Annotated in this window: 14 protein-coding genes; 7 read left to right on the top strand and 7 right to left on the bottom strand. The window is 43.9% G+C overall.

Features of this window, described 5'->3' with window-relative positions; translation table 11 throughout:
- Positions 1–242 precede the first annotated feature (242 nt).
- The 5 genes from AC23N5_RS14310 (at position 243) to AC23N5_RS14290 (ending at position 9,422) form a co-directional block, all read left to right on the top strand.
- Positions 243–3,428 (top strand): efflux RND transporter permease subunit, encoded by a 3,186-nt coding sequence (locus tag AC23N5_RS14310; RefSeq protein WP_487756113.1) that lies wholly within the window; start codon positions 243–245, stop codon positions 3,426–3,428.
- Between the two features lie 31 nt (positions 3,429–3,459).
- Positions 3,460–4,941, top strand: a complete 1,482-nt coding sequence (locus tag AC23N5_RS14305) for a TolC family protein (RefSeq protein ID WP_487756112.1) — start codon at positions 3,460–3,462, stop codon at positions 4,939–4,941.
- A gap of 51 nt (positions 4,942–4,992) precedes the next feature.
- On the top strand, positions 4,993–7,542 hold the full coding sequence (locus AC23N5_RS14300; protein WP_487756111.1) for a tetratricopeptide repeat protein: 2,550 nt from the start codon (positions 4,993–4,995) through the stop codon (positions 7,540–7,542).
- A 69-nt stretch (positions 7,543–7,611) separates the two neighbouring features.
- On the top strand, positions 7,612–8,703 hold the full coding sequence (locus AC23N5_RS14295) for a serine hydrolase (RefSeq protein ID WP_487756110.1): 1,092 nt from the start codon (positions 7,612–7,614) through the stop codon (positions 8,701–8,703).
- Positions 8,700–9,422, top strand: coding sequence for an ABC transporter ATP-binding protein (locus AC23N5_RS14290; RefSeq protein WP_183976319.1), 723 nt, complete (start codon positions 8,700–8,702; stop codon positions 9,420–9,422). The genes AC23N5_RS14295 and AC23N5_RS14290 overlap by 4 nt, the downstream gene beginning before the upstream one ends.
- 198 nt (positions 9,423–9,620) lie before the next feature.
- Here AC23N5_RS14290 and AC23N5_RS14285 read toward each other — a convergent pair whose 3' ends face one another.
- Positions 9,621–11,021, bottom strand: coding sequence for a S41 family peptidase (locus AC23N5_RS14285; protein WP_487756109.1), 1,401 nt, complete (start codon positions 11,019–11,021; stop codon positions 9,621–9,623).
- 81 nt (positions 11,022–11,102) lie between these two features.
- Between AC23N5_RS14285 and AC23N5_RS14280 the strand changes: the two genes are divergently transcribed.
- Positions 11,103–12,131, top strand: a complete 1,029-nt coding sequence (locus AC23N5_RS14280) for a WD40/YVTN/BNR-like repeat-containing protein (protein ID WP_487756108.1) — start codon at positions 11,103–11,105, stop codon at positions 12,129–12,131.
- Positions 12,132–12,138: 7 nt separating this feature from the next.
- On the opposite strand, the gene AC23N5_RS14275 is transcribed toward AC23N5_RS14280, so the two are convergent.
- The 5 genes from AC23N5_RS14275 to AC23N5_RS14255 form a co-directional block, all read right to left on the bottom strand.
- On the bottom strand, positions 12,139–13,104 hold the full coding sequence (locus tag AC23N5_RS14275; protein WP_487756107.1) for a ComEA family DNA-binding protein: 966 nt from the start codon (positions 13,102–13,104) through the stop codon (positions 12,139–12,141).
- Between the two features lie 80 nt (positions 13,105–13,184).
- Entirely contained in the window at positions 13,185–13,646 is a 462-nt protein-coding gene (locus tag AC23N5_RS14270; protein WP_487756106.1) for a hypothetical protein, read from the bottom strand.
- Positions 13,646–14,980 carry an AAA family ATPase gene (locus tag AC23N5_RS14265; RefSeq protein WP_487756105.1) on the bottom strand — a complete coding sequence of 445 codons (1,335 nt, stop codon included), beginning with the start codon at positions 14,978–14,980 and terminating at the stop codon, positions 13,646–13,648. The genes AC23N5_RS14270 and AC23N5_RS14265 overlap by 1 nt, the downstream gene beginning before the upstream one ends.
- Before the next feature lie 4 nt (positions 14,981–14,984).
- Positions 14,985–15,386, bottom strand: a complete 402-nt coding sequence (gene vapC / locus AC23N5_RS14260; RefSeq protein WP_487756104.1) for a type II toxin-antitoxin system VapC family toxin — start codon at positions 15,384–15,386, stop codon at positions 14,985–14,987.
- The gene (locus AC23N5_RS14255; protein WP_487756103.1) at positions 15,383–15,580 is read right to left on the bottom strand and encodes a type II toxin-antitoxin system VapB family antitoxin; all 198 of its coding nucleotides are present in this window, start codon (positions 15,578–15,580) and stop codon (positions 15,383–15,385) included. Before AC23N5_RS14255 ends, vapC begins: the two co-directional genes overlap by 4 nt.
- Before the next feature lie 155 nt (positions 15,581–15,735).
- On the opposite strand from AC23N5_RS14255, the gene AC23N5_RS14250 reads away from it, so the two are divergent.
- On the top strand, positions 15,736–17,220 hold the full coding sequence (locus AC23N5_RS14250; protein ID WP_183976328.1) for a glycine--tRNA ligase: 1,485 nt from the start codon (positions 15,736–15,738) through the stop codon (positions 17,218–17,220).
- Between the two features lie 368 nt (positions 17,221–17,588).
- On the opposite strand, the gene AC23N5_RS14245 is transcribed toward AC23N5_RS14250, so the two are convergent.
- Positions 17,589–18,050, bottom strand: a complete 462-nt coding sequence (locus tag AC23N5_RS14245; RefSeq protein WP_487756102.1) for a hypothetical protein — start codon at positions 18,048–18,050, stop codon at positions 17,589–17,591.
- Positions 18,051–18,151: the final 101 nt, after the last annotated feature.

Genomic DNA, 18,151 nt, shown 5'->3' with positions numbered 1-18,151 from the left:
AGGTTTACAGTTTAAAATTTCAACAATAGTTTACCCTTCCCTCGTGCCTGTTTTGTGCCAAAGGAAATGCTAACGATTATATTTACATTTTAAAGTAAGGTAAAATAAACAATTCGTTCCTTTAATAACGATATGCTTAATGAGCCAAAGCAATGAAAAGAAAATGAGTTTTGCAAGGAATTTTATTACTTTTTGTGAATTATTTATAGATTATATCCAAATAATATACTAAGTAAAAAGTCATGAAAAGTGCATATCCCCTTTTGTTGGCGTTTGCGGTGCTAAGTTTGGTCGGTGTACTTCTTTTGCCAAGGTTGTCAGTGCAATTGGCCCCTTCCAGCGGTGGGCAAAACCTAACGGTGAGCTATGCTTGGGCGGGTGCGTCGCCTTTGGTGGTGGAAGCGCAAGTAACGGCTTTGTTGGAGGGAACATTTAGTACGGTGCAGGGAGTGCAGAAGGTAACGTCGGTGTCGGGCTATGGCTACGGATATGTCACATTAGAGCTTGATAAAAAAGCCAACGCAGATGCCCTGCGCTTGGAGGTGGCGTCATTGGTGAGGCAAGTCTATAAACGTCTGCCAAGTGAGGTGAGTTATCCCGAGGTCGCGTTGAATACCCCTAATCAAAAAGAACGGCAGAAAGCGGTACTTACACTTCAGCTCGATGGGTCTACGGCGGCGGCGGCATTATTGACCTACGCAGAACAGCAACTCAAGCCTGCTTTGGCGCAGGTAAGAGGGGTGTATGAGGTACAAGTCAGTGGTGGAAGCCGCCAAGAATGGGTAATAAGCTACGATGATGATGCATTAAGAGGGTTTCAACTTTCTGAAAAACAATTGGTTGAGGCGATTGGGGCGACTTTTCGGCGAGAGGCGCTGGGGAGTGTGACGTTGGCGGATGGGGGGCGGGTGTTGGTGAGTTTGGTGCCGAGGACCTCACCCCTAAATCCCCTCTCCTTGCAGGAGAGGGGACTTGCCTCCTTGCAGGAGGGGGAGTTGCTTGCTTTGCCTGTGGCGCGGCTTGGGGGGAGAATTGTGCGCTTGGGCGATGTGGCTACAGTGGCTCGACAGGAGCAGCCCGCTACAGCTTATTATCGGGTAAATGGGCAAAATGCGTTGAACGTGCGCATCACGGCGGCGGCAGGGGCGAATCAGCTTGAGGTAGCTAAAGCCCTGCGTGAACGTATTAAAAACCTACGGAAGCAGCTTCCCAAAGGATACCAACTTCGGGTAGAATACGATGCCACAAAATACATCGAAGAAAACTTGCAACGTATTGGTATTCAGTCGGGTGTGGCGGTATTGATTCTTTTTTTGTTTGTGTTAGTAACAATGCGCAGTTGGTGGTACGTGGGGTTGATTGGGGCGAGTATGGTGGTGTGTTTGTTGCTTTCTGTGATTGTGATGTATGTCTTTCGGGTGGAGGTTCATTTGTATTCCTTGGCCGCGTTGACGACCTCGCTGGGCATCATCATCGATAACGTCATCGTGATGATTGAGCACTACCGCCGTTACCGTAATCTGAACGTTTTTACGGCTTTGTTGGGGGCGACGCTCACCACCTGCGCGGGCTTGGCGGTGATTTGGTTTTTGCCCGATGAAGCTCGTCTCGATTTGCTTGATTTTGCGGTAGTGATGGTCATTACGTTGGGGGTATCCTTGGTGGTTGCGGTGGGTTTTGTACCTGCGTTGATGTCAACCTCACCCCAACCCTCTCCTTTCAGGAGAGGGAGTAATCTCACCCATTCTTACGAGAGAATCGGAGAGGGTTGGGGCGGGTTGCCGCGTGGTGAGGTTATTTACAAGGCTATTTTACGCATCTTGCTTCGTTTTCGTAAAACCGTCATTTTGGTAGGTATATTGCTTTTTGGCACACCCGTTTTTTTGTTGCCCAATAGGTTAGAAGACAAGGGTACATTGGCGGATTGGTACAATCAGATATCTGAAAATGAGTGGTTTAGCGATGAAGTTCGCCCCGCGCTGAACAAATGGCTAGGCGGCACGCTCCGCCTTTTTGTGAATTATGTGTATGAGGGAGCGTATTTTGGTAAACCTGAACGTACTTCTTTATACGTATTGGCAGAATTACCCAACAATAGTACACTTGCGCAAATGAATTTAGTCTTTGAACGGGTTGAAAATGAGATCAAAGCGTACCCAGAAGTGGATCGTTTTATCACGCAAGTCTATAATGGCCAACAAGGAAGTATCGTTATTTACTTCAAAAAAGCCCACGAAAGTACCTCATTTCCGTACTTGCTCAAAAATCGCATGATTGCCCTTTCCACCGAAATGAGCGGCATTAGCTGGAATATTTACGGAGTAGGGCAGGGGTTCAGCCAATCATTGGACGAGAATCAAACGCCGAGTTTTAATGTCCGAATGTTAGGCTACAATTACCAAGAACTGGAACAGCAAGCCTTACAGTTGCAAACTAGGCTTCAGACCCACCCACGGGTACAAGAAGTGAATGTGAATCGGGGCATGGGAATGTTTACCAATAAAAACCTATATGAATATACGTTAAAAACAAAGAGTAATGATTTGGCTTGGAATCACACCACGTTATCGGGTATTTACCAGGGCGTTTATCAAAGAAATAATAAGCCTAACTCTGATATATATACGTTTTTGGGTGGAGAATACCAATCAATCAAAGTTTTACCTCGGCAGGCAAATGGTTTTGATGTGTATCAATTGACAAATCAACCCTTACAATCGGATACAGTCGTTTACAAATTGTCCAAATTGGCGGAAATTACCAAGGAAAAGGTCATTCCAGAGATTTACAAGGAAGACCAACAGTACGTTAGAATGGTGAGTTTTGAGTATTTTGGGAGCGGACACTTTGGCGATAAATTTTTAACCAAAACGCTGAATGAGTTTCGCCCCACCTTGCCCGTGGGTTATGCCGCTAAAAAGTCGGAGTACAATTGGTTTAGTGACGAAGCAAGAAAACAATACGAGCTGATTGGCTTGGTAATGGTGCTGATTTATATTGTATGTGCTGTCATTTTTGAAAATGTATTGCAACCGCTCGCCCTGATTGCCATGATTCCGCTGTCGTACGTAGGCGTCTTTTTAGCTTTTTATTGGTTTGATTTTAATTTTGATCAAGGCGGCTACGCTTCTTTTGTGCTGTTGGCAGGAAATGTGGTCTGTGCAGGTATTTTTATCATTGCTGAGTGGAATACATTACAAAAACAATTTCCAGAACAGCCTAAGATAGAGACCTACTTGCGGGCTTTTAAACACAAAATCGGCCCGATTTGGCTCACTGTTGCTTCAACAATCGTAGGGTTAATTCCATTTTTATTGTACGAAAATGAGCCTTTCTGGTTTGCCTTGGGAGTAGGTACAATAGGAGGGTTACTTATGTCACTTGTGGTACTTTTAGTATTTATGCCTTGTTTTTTAATTAAGAAATAGTATTTAATAGTTTTAAATTATGTAATATTTTATGAGAAAATTAATCGGTTTTTTTGCTTTTATTGTTTGCTTTTTAGCTAGTGGTAGAATTGCTACTGTAAGTGCACAAGCTAAATTACTTGATTTAGAAGAAGCAATTGAATTGGCGAAAACAAATTCGCCTTATTATTACCGTGCCAAAAATACCTATGAACGTAGCTACTGGAGGTATCAAAACTTCAAGGCAAATTTTAAGCCTCAAATCCGACTCAGCGCCAATGCTCCTACGTTTTATCGGTCTATCAATCCTATTACGCAACCCGATGGTTCGTTGGAATTTAGAAAAGTAAGCCAAGCTAATAACTCAGTAGGACTGACAATGGTACAAAATGTCGGATTGACAGGGGGACAATTGCGATTTGGAACGGCATTACAACGAACAGATAATTTTTTAGTAGGTCAAAATAGTTTTTTTCTTTCGTCGCCATTTACGTTGTCTTACGAACAAAATTCGTTATTGTATAATGAACTAAAATGGCGGAAATTACTGGAGCCCTTGCAGTACGATATAGCTCAGCGTGGGTATTTGGAAGAAATTGAAGAAGCAAGTCTAAGGGCCGTGGGACTTTTTTTTGATGGATTGGTGGCGCAGGCGGCGGTGGAAATTGCGCAAACAAATCAGGCAAATACCGATACTCTTTTAAAAGTATCAAAGGAACGGTACTTGATTGGGAAAATTACCGAAAACGAACTTTTACAGTTAGAGTTAAATAGTTTAAATGCCCAAAATCAATTGAACGAGGCAAAGGTGACGCTCGAAATTGCGACCCAAACCCTCAAACGGATTCTTGGACTGCCGTTGGGGGAGTCACTGACGTTTGTGCTGCCTTCTCAACTTCCGTTGTTGACTGTCTCACCCGAAATAGCACTCAATGAAGCAAAAGCCAATCGCAAAGCGTTGACGGATTTTAAAAGTCAGCGTATGGAAGCCGACCGCCAACTCGCCGAGGCGAAAGGTTCAAATAGTATCAACTTGGGCGTGATTGCCAACGTGGGTACGCAACAAACCTCTAACCGATTGTTGGAGTCGTACCAAAACCTTCAAACCCGCCAATACATCGGGGTCAACATCGACGTCCCTATCCAAGATTGGGGGTATCGAAAATCCCAGATAAAATTGGCCAAAGCCAATCGGGAATTGGTAGAAGTAACGGTAAAGCAAGAAGAAATTACGTTTGAGCAAGAGATTTACCTGCAAGCACTTCGTTTCAATCAGCAACAAGGACAACTCACCGTAGCTCAAAAAGCAGATACGATTGCGCAGCGACGATTTGAAATCACGAAACAGCGCTATTTTTTAGGGAAATTGACCATCACTGACCTGAGCATCGCCCTCAACGAAACCGTACAAGCCCGACAAAATTATGTGAATGTATTGAAGACATACTGGACTTCCTTTTATACCTTGCGACGATTAACGCTTTTCGATTTTTTGAAGAACGAGAAAATAACCGTTTCGGAAGGACGTTTTTAGTAACACGTGGTTCAGGATCGCCTGATGACATTCAGTATTCATTCAAATTCAATGAGATTTCTTCTTTTTTGGCAAAATTGGAACCGTTCTGAGCGGTTTTTGTACCTTACTGCTTTAGGGCTTTTGACGTTTAGCTTGGTTTGTCTTCTCTTTTTTCACTACCGTGGCATCGAAAATTCGATTGAGTGGAAAGTTTTGAGCGAATTGGACGAAGTACCCGTAAAGCTCGATAGTTTGAAGGTGAGTGGGCAGCAGTTGGCAGATAGCAGTCAGCGGTCGGCAGATAGCGGACAGCAGTCAGTAGAAACCCTCTTTTTGTTGGGAAAAGCCTATATTTTAAAAGAGCAATTTGTACCTGTTCAAATCGACGTCCCCGAATGGCTGGGGTGGGGGTATTTGGGGGGCGTGTTGGCGGGTTTTGTGCTATTGTTGGCCGCGATTTCGGGCTTGCCACGTAGGTGGTACATTGGCGCCATGATGTTAGTCATTACGCTGCTTTCGCTGTCTCATTTTGAAGTGCTGCAACTTTTTGGGACCGACAATTCAACGGGCTTTGTGGTGGTAGCGGCAGTGTTGGGTATTGTAAGTTACTATGTCCACGCTTTTCGAGAAGATATGCCGATGGTGCAGCGGATTTTTCTATTTGCGGGAGTAGTAGGCGTTTTAGTAGGCGTTTTTTATTTTGGAAGCAATGCTCCTCTGCAAGCACTGACGGCGACTACCTACAGTTTGCTTCCCATGTTGATGTTGAGTGTTGGGTTTATCGGGTGGCTGTCGATAGAAATTGTGGCGGGTTTTGTGTATGTCGTCACCAACCCACGAACAGGTTTTGGCAAGACGAGTTTGTTCAACTTTTTGTTTTTGTCGGTACTGTACATTTTTAGTACGTATCTGTTGTACCTCAAAGTAACCCGTCAGAGTGATGCGGCGTTTTGGTATATAAGTCCTGTCGTGATATATACTATAAGTCTTGCTTTAGGGATATGGAGTTTTGCCCGACGAACCGAAGCATTTTTGCCTTTTCGTGAGATTGGGGCATGGTTATACGTCGGACTAGGATTGGTGACGACTTCTGTGATGTCCTTTGCGCTTTTTACCCATAACAATTCGTTTATTGAAGTTTTTGAGGATGCGGTGGTGTATAGCCAATTGTGCATCGGAACGCTGTTTGTGGTCTATGTTGGTCTTAATTTCTGGCCGTTGTTCAAACAGGGGAAAGCCGTTTATAAAGTGGTGTACAAACCCATGCGATTTTTACAGTCGCAGGCTTGGCTGATTGGTGGCATGGCTTGGATTGCCATTTTAGCTTTTAATCGTTTTTATACCATCGACCAAGCGCAGGCGGGGTATTACAATGGCTTGGGCGATTTGCATACCGTTACGCGGGAGTGGACAGTGGCGAGTGGTTATTACCAACAAGCACTGGACATTGATTATCAGAACCATAAGTCGGCTTTTGCCCTAGCATCCTTGGCTTTGCGGCAGGGAGATCAGGCTACGGCAGGGTCTTTTTTTCAACAAGCCTTGCAAAAAGACCCGACGCCACAAGCGTATGTGGGTTTGGGGCAAGCGCTGTTGAACGAAAACCTATTTTTTGATGCGGTTTTTAACCTACGAAAAGGACTAAAAACGTTTCCTGATAATGGTGAAATTCAAAACAATTTAGGGTATTTGTATTCTCGAACGGCCATTGCAGACTCTACGTATTATTATTTTGAGTTGGCACGTCAGAATGCTAAAAACCGCGACGTGGCGGAGAGTAATTTGCTGGCTTTCTGGGCAAAAGCACTTACTACCTCGTCGGGGAAAGGGTCGTTGGCGTCGTTGGGGCTTACCAAAAAGGACGTAGAAGAAACGCAATTGCTCGAAAACAAAGCCGCCAATCTTTCGCACGAAGCCAACCGATTGGCCGTTGTACAGCTAACAAATGCCCGCACCGAAGCCGTGAAGGTAGCCCCTGATTTTGCCAAAGATTCGGCATTGAGTGTCAATAACTTTGCGTATTTGTACAACTTGGGGCAATTTACGAAAGATACAAACCAAGCCATTTTGTTTAAAAAACTGATAAATACGGGCAACAACGGTAATTTTTACCATGAGCTGCAAGTAGCCCAAGCGTACGCGGAATATCCCCGAAACAAATTGACGGCCCTCGATATTTTGGCGTCGGAAACAGTAGCGGATACTTCCCAAAAGGTAGCGATGGCCCGTCAGATGCTGGATTTTTGGCTTATTAAAGAAGCCCGTCCAAGCTTTGTAAACCTTGCTAAATTGAAAACAAAAGCCGACTATTGGACGGCCGTGAGACAGCATCCGTTTGACATGGGTGTATTGACGGCGGCGACCCACTATTTTAATGCTCAAAAAAATCCAAAAGCGGCCTACGATATTCTACTCAATGCCTTACGCTTTCGTCGGACAGCGCCTGATTTGCAAAAATTGTATGTTCTTCAGTGTTTAAAATTATACCTAACTGACTTCGCAGAAGAAGGGCTACAGGACTTAGCCCAAATGACCACTGCTACCGATTATCAAGCATTTTTGAAAACCTATCAAGCCCAACGCGCACTCATCGAAAAAGAACGCGAAAGTTTCAGGTAAAAATGTACCTTTACGCATTGTTTTTTCCCTGCTTTTGAACTTTCGTTAATTTTTTAAAAACCACGTATTATGTGGAAAGTTGTTGCCACGGGTCTTGGCATACTTGCCTTGTTGTTTAGCTGTGTGTTTGGGTATTTTTATTTTAAGTATTTACGCTACGAAACCGATTTTGTAGCCGAATATCTTCAGAAAAATCCTCAAAAATGTGCTATCTATTATGCTAAAAACGGGAAGGTGGAGGTCGCCCACAGGGTGGACACCTTGATGCCGCTGGCAAGTACCGTAAAGGTTATCATTGCTGTGGAGTTTGCGCAGCAGGTAGCTTCTGGAAAAATAAAACCAGAGGAACCGATTGCGATAGGAGAACTAGCGCGGTTTTACATTCCAGAAACCGATGGAGGCGCTCATCCACAATGGTTGGCCGAACAAAGAAAAACCAAAAAATTACAAAATAACGCAGTGCCGCTGTTAGAAGTAGCCAAAGGAATGCTTCAATACAGTAGCAATGCCAACACGGAGTATTTGATGTGGAAATTGGGTTTGAACAACATCAATGCCAATTTACCCAAATTGGGGCTAACCAAACACCAGCCGTTGTACCCTTTTGTGTCGGCTTTGTATGTTTGTTCGGACGAGCATTCAGAGGCTGCGATGAAAAAATTGCCAATGTCGGTTTATTTGGAACGTGCCAATAAATATTTTGAATTACTGAAAATAGACACAACAACGAAGGCGAATTTTAAGCTAGCCAATATTCCGTTGCCAGTACAAAAAGTTTGGTCGAATCGCTTGCCAGCTTCAACGGCGGCAGAATACGGTTCTTTGATGCAAAAAATAGATAGTCGTACCTATTTTGACACAGCCACCCAAACCGTACTCGATGACCTAATGGAGTGGCCAATGCGATTAAACCCTGAAAATAAACGGTATTTTACGCATTTCGGGGCAAAGGGTGGCTCAACCGCATTTGTGTTGAATTATGCCTTGTATGCCACTGATAAAAAAGGAAATAAAATTGAATTTGTCCTATTTACCAACGAATTAAAGGTGTTTGACCAAACCCTTTTGCAGGCGGAGTTTCAGGAGTTTTTAAAGCGAATCATGAAAAATGACGCTGATAGCAAGGAAGTGTTAGACATTTTGAAAAAAATACAGTCATGAAAATTATCGAAACATCGCACATCGCCAAACGCTACATCATGGGTACCGAAATTATCGACGCCCTCAAAGATGTGACCATCTCGGTTAGTAAAGGAGAATATGTGGCTTTTATGGGTCCTTCTGGATCAGGAAAGTCAACATTAATGAACATCATTGGATGTTTGGATTCGCCTACTTCGGGAAAGTATATCTTAAATAGCAAGGACGTAAGCGATATGACCGAAAATGAATTGGCTGAGGTGCGAAACAAAGAGATTGGATTTGTGTTTCAAACTTTTAACCTGTTGCCTCGGATGACTTCGCTCGAAAATGTGGCACTTCCCTTGATTTATGCAGGATACACAAAAGCACAACGCACCGAACGCGCCATGGCTGCGCTGAAAAGTGTGGGTTTGGAACAACGGGCTGGACACCGCCCCAATGAACTTTCGGGAGGGCAGCGTCAGCGGGTGGCTGTTGCCCGCGCATTGGTCAATGACCCGAGTATTTTGTTGGCCGACGAACCTACAGGTAACTTGGACACCCGTACTTCTTACGAAATCATGGATTTGTTTGACCAACTTCATTCTAAAGGAAACACGATTGTCGTCGTTACGCACGAAGATGATATTGCCAAATATGCCCACCGCATCATCCGTCTACGCGACGGGCTAGTGGAAACCGACGTAGTAAACGCAAACCCAACGAAAGTAAAACTGACGCAGTTGAAAGCCGAATAAGCTAAATGAGCATTTTGTGGGGTGGGTTATTCATAATGTGTGGTGGGTTACTATAACCCACCCGAGAGGTTTCTCAAAACCGAACGAATCCGAGGTTTTGAGAAACCTTTTTTGTTGGATGTGAGCATCCAACAGCACTTTTGACGAGGTTTTGAGAAACCTCTTTTGTTGGATGTGAGCATCCAACAACACAATACATTACTGTTGGGGGCTATCTATAAACATTTCGGTTTCAGGGCCTTGTGGCTGTATTTTATACCTCTCGATAGGCTCAGCTTCGCTTATGCCTCTACGGGCGTTGCGTGTGCCTGTAATTTGATAAAAAGCTTCAGAAAGTAGGGGGTCTCTCAAGTCGCCAAAAGCGTAAAATGGTTGCGTAATGCTTTCCTTTACAGTGACATTGGGCGTAAATCCAGCGGTGTAGTCAGACTGCCCTGCGGAGTTGTATGTTTTGAGAATAATCGGCATAATACCTTGCACAAAGCGCTTTTTAGTGTCTTTTATGACCGTCGAACCCACATTTTTACCTACCGTTACATCTCCAATCAAAAACACTTCCATAAAAGGTTTGAGGGAATTGATAACCATTTCGCTGGCCGATGCCGTGCGTGTACTGGTCAGAACATAGACCCGACTCAGGTTGCTGCCAATGTTTTCGGGGCGGTTTTCAAAAAAACGCTGACCGTAGTTGGCACCGTATTGCTTCTGTAAGTCAGGCGTTACGTTTTTGTTGTATTCGTCGCGGGTCATCAGTACTTTGTCATTTGCTCCTTTGGCAATAAAACTGCCCAGCGTCACCGCCGTAGAAATGTAGCCGCCACCGTTGTAGCGCAGGTCAAGTACAAAATCAGTGACACCAGCGGCTTTGAACTTCCCAAAAATCTGCGCCATTTTTTGGTCGTAAAGGGCTTGGTCGCTGTTGTTGGGTTTAGAATAAAAACGGTTATAGACCAAGTAGCCAATTTTCTTGTTGCCTTTGGTGTAAACGGTATCAAACGGCATGGGGTCTTCTTGGAGCGATTGCGCCACTACCGTTTTGGTTTGGCCCGTGCTTACAAAAGCAGCGTTTTCGTATCGACCTAGCGTAAAGACATAATTGGTGCCAACTGCGAGTAAATTGGCGTAGTTATCGACCGTAACTGCTTGTCCATCAACGGTCATTTTAGCAATAATATCGCCTCGTTTGACACCACCTTGGGCAGCGGGTGAGCCAGGAATGACGTACAAAACGAGGGCCGAAATGGTATTATTGATGTTATACAAACTAAGTCGTGCGCCTGTTGTTTTACTTTCTCCTGCGAGTGATGCCTCGGTGGTTTCGGCATTGTCCAAAAAACGAGAAAAACGGTCTCCGTCGGGGCGTGCTTGCTTGTCATACGTATAAAGCATGGCATTAAAATAGTCGGAAGAGGCAAGTTTGTTGTCAGCGCCGCTTGGAATTTTGTCGTTCCAATAATACCAATACTCCATGTTTACTTTGATAAACTCATTCACCAAGGCATCGCCAGAGGCTACCTCTTTGAACAAACTACACGACGAAAGCGTCACAAGCAGTACCAGGGCTGCGTAAGAGAGGGATTTAAAGGCCGTTTTGTGCATGGCATTAAGAAGGTTGATGAAGCAAAAACGTAAAATGTCAAGGATTGTTTTGACTATATTTACGACAAATATAAGACTACGATGAAATTTATTGCGTCCTTTTTTTTACTACAACTCTCGCTTTGTGTAAGTTATGCTCAGTGGACCCCACAAAATAGCGGCACTGATGCTCATTTTCGTTCAATTTCGGCCGTGAATGAGAAAATTGTATGGGCAGGGGGCTCCAAAGGAACGGTGCTACATACCGTAAATGGAGGAACTACTTGGGAGGTTTTGCACGTACAAGGTGCTGAAAAATTAGACTTTCGTGGGATTCAAGGCCTAGATGCCCAAACGGCCGTGGCAGTAAGTGCGGGTTTGGCTGAGGAAGGACAAGCACGTATTTTTAGAACCAACGATGGCGGGAAAACGTGGAAAGAAGTATGGCAAACAACCGAAAAAGGAGTCTTTTTGGATGGTATATCATTTTGGGATGCTAAAAACGGACTGATTTTTGGGGATCCCATTGGCACTAAAATTTATTTGCTTAAAACCGCTGATGGCGGCCAAACTTGGCAACGTATTTCACCGTCGCAATTGCCCGAAAATAAGGCGGGCGAAGCAGCTTTTGCGGCTAGTAATTCTACCATGGTGCTCCAAGGTAAGAAAAATGTGTGGATTGGCACGGGTGGGAGCGATCACGCCCGCGTGTTTTATTCGACCGACCGTGGCACAACTTGGCAAGTGACAGATACCCCGATGGCGGCCAATGCTTCTTCTGGGATTTTTGGGTTGAATTTTTGGGATGCGAAAAATGGGATAGCCGTTGGAGGAAATTACAAAGCTGACAAAGACGCATCGGATAACGTTATCGTGACCCACGACGGCGGACAAACGTGGCAAAAAGCAACGCCAACTCAGCCAGCGGGTTTAAAAGAAGCCGTTCGTAAATTGAATAACGGTTATTTTGTAGCAGTTGGGCCAGCGGGCACAAGTCTATCCAAGGATAATGGTCAAACGTGGCAAGCCTTGACCAACGCACCCGTGGGTTTACATGCCATGACCTGTGTCGGGAATGCTTGCTGGGCGATTGGGGCTAAGGGCACGCTGGTTTACCTGCGTTTTCCTTAGAACGCTCTTAAAAAGCCAAATAAGGTGCTATTTTTGAAACCAGTTTTTCGTCTAAAATTTTGATATTCAGCAACTCTTGGGCTGATTTGTAAGCGCCGTGTTGTTCGCGGTAACGTACGATGATTTCAGCTTGGCGCTTGGAAATGTACGGATGTCGGTCGATGTCTTCAGCGGAAGCCGTGTTGATGTTGATTTTTTGAACAGGCGTACGAACCGCCGCCCAACGATTCAATTCACTCAGCGCTACGGAGTCAAGACCAAAAATTTCATTGTATTGGGTCACTGAAATAAATCCGCCCAAACCATCCCTGAATTTCACAATTCTTGCGGCAAGTTTGCTGCCAATTCCCTTTAAACGAATGAGTTGGGTGGTGTCTGCCGTGTTGATGTCGAAGGGCGCGGGAGCAGCTTTTTTAGCAAAAGTAGGAGGGGGAGGGAGCGACGAACTAGGGGCGGAGGCAGCCGTGGTTGCGTTCCTTTCGCTGGGTGCGGGCAGGCTAATGTACCGTTCGAGGCGTTGATAGAGCGTAGGTTGTAGCCCATAAATTCGTTGCAAATCTTCTTTTTTACGAAATTTCCCTCCTTTGGAACGGTACTTTTCGATGCGCTCGGCAATGAACGTCGGCATTCCTAAGGCTTGCAATTGCTGTATGGTGGCGGTATTGGGGTCAAAGGGAAATGGTTCTGAGAGAGGTCGGGGGCTTTCGGGCGTTTTAGAGGGGTAATTGGCGTAATTTTTTGGAGAATACGTTGGTTGCTCGGGCTGAATAGATTCCAGAACAGCCACCAAACTATCGGCGGTTTGGCGGTCGGCTTGACTTATTTCGGAGGAGGGAAGTGGAAGAAGCCGTCCCACTAAAAAAGGCCCAAACCAACACAAAACCATCAGGGCGGCAAGTACCATAAAACCCCGCGCTTGGCTGCGGGAAATCCCAAATTCGTCACGAATTGCAACTAAAAGGCGCTGAAACATAGGTTGTTTTTTAGCCTTTGACGCAAGGACTGCGTTGGAGTTACTACATGTGGCCTAGATTTATTCTTTTAGATGGGCAATTATGGCTCATAATTCTCATAATCAATCTGCTCAGGACGAGAGACGGCTTGAGGTTTTATTCCATCAATGCTAGGATAATCGTTTACTGATAGTCGGAGTTTTTCGTCAATGACAATTCCAATTTTTCGATTAGAGATAATGATTGCTTTCAAATGGTCGTAATCTTCAATATTCATCCTTAACTTGTTGATTTTCTTTTCAATATGAGAAGGAAAAGAAAAGGCTTTTAGTTGTGTGTTTTCAATTCTAACGATTCTGTTTTCACGCGTCAATCGGTCGATTACCGTAATAATACTCTGTCCAAAATTGCCACGATTACTACTAATATATTCTTTAAGTAACTTCTGAGAAAGAACTAAGTGGCCTTTTTCTGTAATCCAATTTAGCAATTTTTTGTATTCTTCGTCAGCAGGGTTTTTGAAGCGGCTTGCCACATTATTATCGATAAAAATATCTTTCATCAGTCTGCAAATGAGTTCATGGCTATATCTAACACATCAATGGCATAAGTATCAAAAAATCCCTGTGGAGCGCCTTTGATTTGGCCGTCGGTGGCAAATTCTACTTGGTGGGTCGTGGTTTTTACACCGTCATTTTCAAAGTAATAGACCCGCACATCCTCGGGTTTGAGTTCGCCTTTTACCAGCAATAAGCGAATGCGATTTAATAAATATTCGCTGTGCGTTTCGACGATGTACTGCTTCTGTGTTTGCTTAATTTGATTGGCCAAAAAATTACCAAACAGTGCCTGAATCTTAGGGTGAAGGTGTATTTCGGGCTGGGAAAGGGCTAGGCACGAATTATCACCTAATTGTAAATCAGCCACGATAATGGGTAAAAATTGACTAATGCCAAAACCTACATCGGTTAAAGCAGCTAACTCGCTGTTAGTTTGTGTTTTAACTGCCAATTCAAAGCGACCTCCTTTAAATTTGTTGGATTTTATTTCTTTGAAAAGCTCTAACTCTGACATGATTTTAGCCAATTCTGCCAACTTATCAGGATCAGTTTCTTCCCATTCTATGATTTGGTCAATGTAACCTGCCCCGTCAGTATCTACTTTGGATTGCGCTTTGGATTTTTGGTAGTAGGTTCGTTCGGGTGGCTGGCGGAAAGAGCCGATGTAGTTGAAGTTTGTGTCAGAGATAAGGAAGGCATTCTCAAACGATTTACGAAATATGAAGTTTGGGTCTTTATAAATACTATTTATAGTATCTAGATTAAAATACCCTTTACCAAATATATTAGTATCGCTGATGCGATGAATGTTAAATTTATCTTTCATGAATTCGCTTTCCTTAATTTGACGACTTACCCCTTTAAACCTGCCATCGTGTGCAGACATTTGAAAGGAAAATTCATAAGTTTTATCAATAGCTTTAATATCCATCCTGAACGTAGAGTTTACGAAATATAACTCTTCAAATGCTAATGAGAGACTTTCTAATTTAGGTAATGAATGGAGGGTATCAACTGTCCATGTCCATTGAAATCTATGTTCAGGAGGAGGTAGTCTAAATCGATAAATTTCTAAAAAAGGAGATATTCCTATCTCTATTTTTTTACTAATATCTTTCTTATAAACCATCTCCTCAAAACTACCCAAATTCACATATTTCCCATTTGGAGATAGATAAAAGGGAAACTGTTCGGTTTGTAAAACGGCTAAGAGGCTGTAAATGAGTGAGCTTTTTCCGCTGCTGTTAGCGCCTGTCAAGAGGGTGATGGGAGCAAATTCTACATCTACTTCTTCAAAACACTTGAAGTTTTTGAGGGAAAGGTTCTGGATTAACATATCGTTACGGTTTCCAAATTTTTAGGTCAGTATGGGCGGCAATTTGATCAAAATCCACGTCGTTGTGGCAAAGTTCGAGGTCAAAATGAAGGGCATAAGCCGCAATCAAGCAGTCGTTGGGTTTGCGAATGGTAACACCTTTTTTGCGGAGTTGGCGGTAGAGTTGAGCGGATTTAAGCGCCGAAGAACGCAGTGGTAATTGCAAAAATTGGGTATTATCCAGCACAATTTGATAAACGTGAAAATGACTATCGCTTCTTGCTCCTTGCAACACTTCCTGATAAATGGTGGCGTTGATGGTTATTTCTTTGGGATCGCTGTCCAGTGCATTCGCTAAAAACAGCGTCTGCGGCGTGGCAAACCCGTTAAAATGACTGACCCAAACCGAAGTATCAACGAGTATCATCGCTCTACCGTTCTCATTTCATCCAAATTGCCCTCCCACGAACCTGGCCCCCTCAGTTCTTCTAGTTTTTGCAAAGCCATTCTATAAAGATAGAACTTGAGGGCTTCGTTGATGGCTTCTTTTTTGGTTTTCGCACCGCTAAAAGCCATTACTTGGCTCAATAACTGGTCGTCAATTTCTATATTCGTTCTCATCTTGCATATTATTTACACACAAAAATAGAAAAATTATACACATCGACAAGTTTAGCCACAAATTGCGTAATTTTGCGCCCCAATACTAAAGATAACCGCATGTGCGGCTCCGCGAAGCGGCAAACCGCAATTAACCAATAACGCATAACGTCCTCATGAGCCAAGCTCCAGCAACTTCCTTACAAGACATCGTATCTCACGCCAAAGAATACGGTTTTGTATTTCCTTCTTCTGAAATCTATGACGGTTTACAAGCAGTTTATGACTACGGTCAAAACGGGGTAGAGCTGAAAAACAACCTCAAAAACATGTGGTGGAAAGCCATGACGCAACTCAACGACAACATCGTTGGGATTGACGCGGCTATTTTCATGCACCCGCTCACGTGGAAGGCGTCGGGCCACGTGGATGGCTTCAACGACCCCATGATTGATAACAAAGATTCAAAGAAGCGTTATCGTGCCGATCAACTTCTCGAAGGGAAAGCCGAGCAGTATGCCGCTGAGGGTCAAGCCGAAAAAGCACAGGAGTTGTTGAACGAAATGGGACGTTTGTTGGGTGACAATAACCTAGAGGCGGTGCGTGAATTAATCATTGCCGAAGGGATTAAATGTCCTATCTCGGGCACGTCCAACTGGACAGAAGTGCGTCAGTTTAACTTGATGTTCAGCACGCAAGTGGGTTCAGTGGCCGAAGATTCCAACTTGATTTATTTGCGCCCCGAAACAGCTCAAGGGATTTTTGTGAACTTCTTGAACGTACAAAAATCTGGTCGGATGAAGATTCCGTTTGGAATTGCCCAAATCGGGAAAGCGTTCCGTAACGAGATTGTGGCGCGTCAGTTTACGTTCCGTATGCGGGAGTTTGAACAAATGGAAATGCAGTTTTTTGTGCGTCCTGGCACCGAAATGGCGTGGTACGAACAATGGCGCGATACGCGTTTGAAGTTTCACCAAGCGGTGGGTCTTCCTACGGAAAAATTGAAATTCCACATTCACGAAAAATTGGCGCACTATGCCAATGCCGCCGTGGACATTGAGTATCAGTTCCCGTTTGGTTTCCGCGAAATTGAGGGGATTCACTCTCGCACGGATTTCGACTTGAAAAACCACCAAGAGCTTTCAAAGAAAAAGCAACAGTATTTCGATAATGACCTCGACGAAAACGGTAAGCCTTTCGGAAACTACATTCCGTACGTAGTAGAAACGTCGGTGGGAGCAGATCGTTTGTTCTTGGCGGTATTCTGCAATGCCTTTACCAAAGAAATGGTAGGCGAAGGCGAAAACCAAAAAGAGCGTACGGTGTTGAAATTGCACCCTGCGTTGGCGCCTTTCAAAGCCGCGATTTTCCCATTGGTGAAAAAAGACGGTTTGCCAGAAAAAGCCCGCGAAATCGAAAAAGCCTTGAAAACCGAATTCCGCGTGTTTTACGAAGAGCGCGATGCAATCGGTAAGCGTTATACGCGCCAAGACCTTATCGGAACGCCATTCTGTATTGCGGTTGATTACCAAACGTTGGAAGACAACACCGTGACGATTCGTCACCGCGATAGCATGGAGCAAGAGCGCGTACACATCAGCGAACTCAAAGCAAAGATTGGCTACGCCGTATCGGAACAGCGCATTTTGGAAGCGATTTAATTGCCGTGGCGTCAGAGACGCTAGACCATAACGTTTCCGAATTTCGGGAACAGCTACGAGCCTTTGTCAAAGTTTAACTACTCTGGCAAAGGCTTTTTTTATTAGGCTAAACGCCTTAAAAACAAAAAAGCCTCAGAGAGGCGAAATCTTAGTAGAAAAAAGGAAAACAAAGACCCGATAGCGCGAGCATTCTGCTCGTGCTTACTATTCCAAGGCTTCGAGCCTAGTTAGGGTGCAAGAAAGGCTTGAAGACGGCTCATAAAGGGAAGGAGCGGTAGGATTGTTCCATCGGGGGGCTTGAACTAAGTCCCAAAGTGCTTGAAGGTTGCTCGTGAATTTGCCTACCCAAGAAACAAAAGCCTTTCAAATTACTTGTCGGCTGAAAGTTTTTGTTGGATACCAATTACAAAATCAATAGTAACGTTTGCGGCGTCAGCTATTTCTTTGATTGATAACTTACCAATTCTGATTAAGTTTTCGACAAACTTTCTTTTAGCTTTGACTACGAAATAGTCATTTTCTTCGTTCAAATATTTTGCTATACTTTCCATGATTTCATCTATTCTAAGGTCTAATTTACGCAGTTCCGCTAGAACACGCAACTGATTGATGTATTTTTTCAACGATAATTCATTTTCAGTAGTTTCCTCAAGCCTGTCAATTATTTTTTCGATGGCAATTTTAGGGATATCTTCCCCAAAATTACTTAAAACAGCAAACACAACCTCTTCTGGTTTGCTCGATTTTAAGAAAAGTTGATAATCAAAGTCTTTGATTGACCGAAGTTGATACTCGAAATTAAGGCCTTTGCTCTTAAACTGAGTACTCATCTTTGGAGTACCTTTACCGATGTATGGAGTGGTCCTATTTAGACGGACAGTCGAAAAGCGTAACTTTACAAAGTTATGTCATCAAAAACAACCAAGCAACC

Source organism: Runella sp. R5_40, assembly GCF_057652295.1.
Note: the sequence above shows the minus strand (reverse complement) of the source record. Positions and strands in the feature narration are given on the sequence as shown.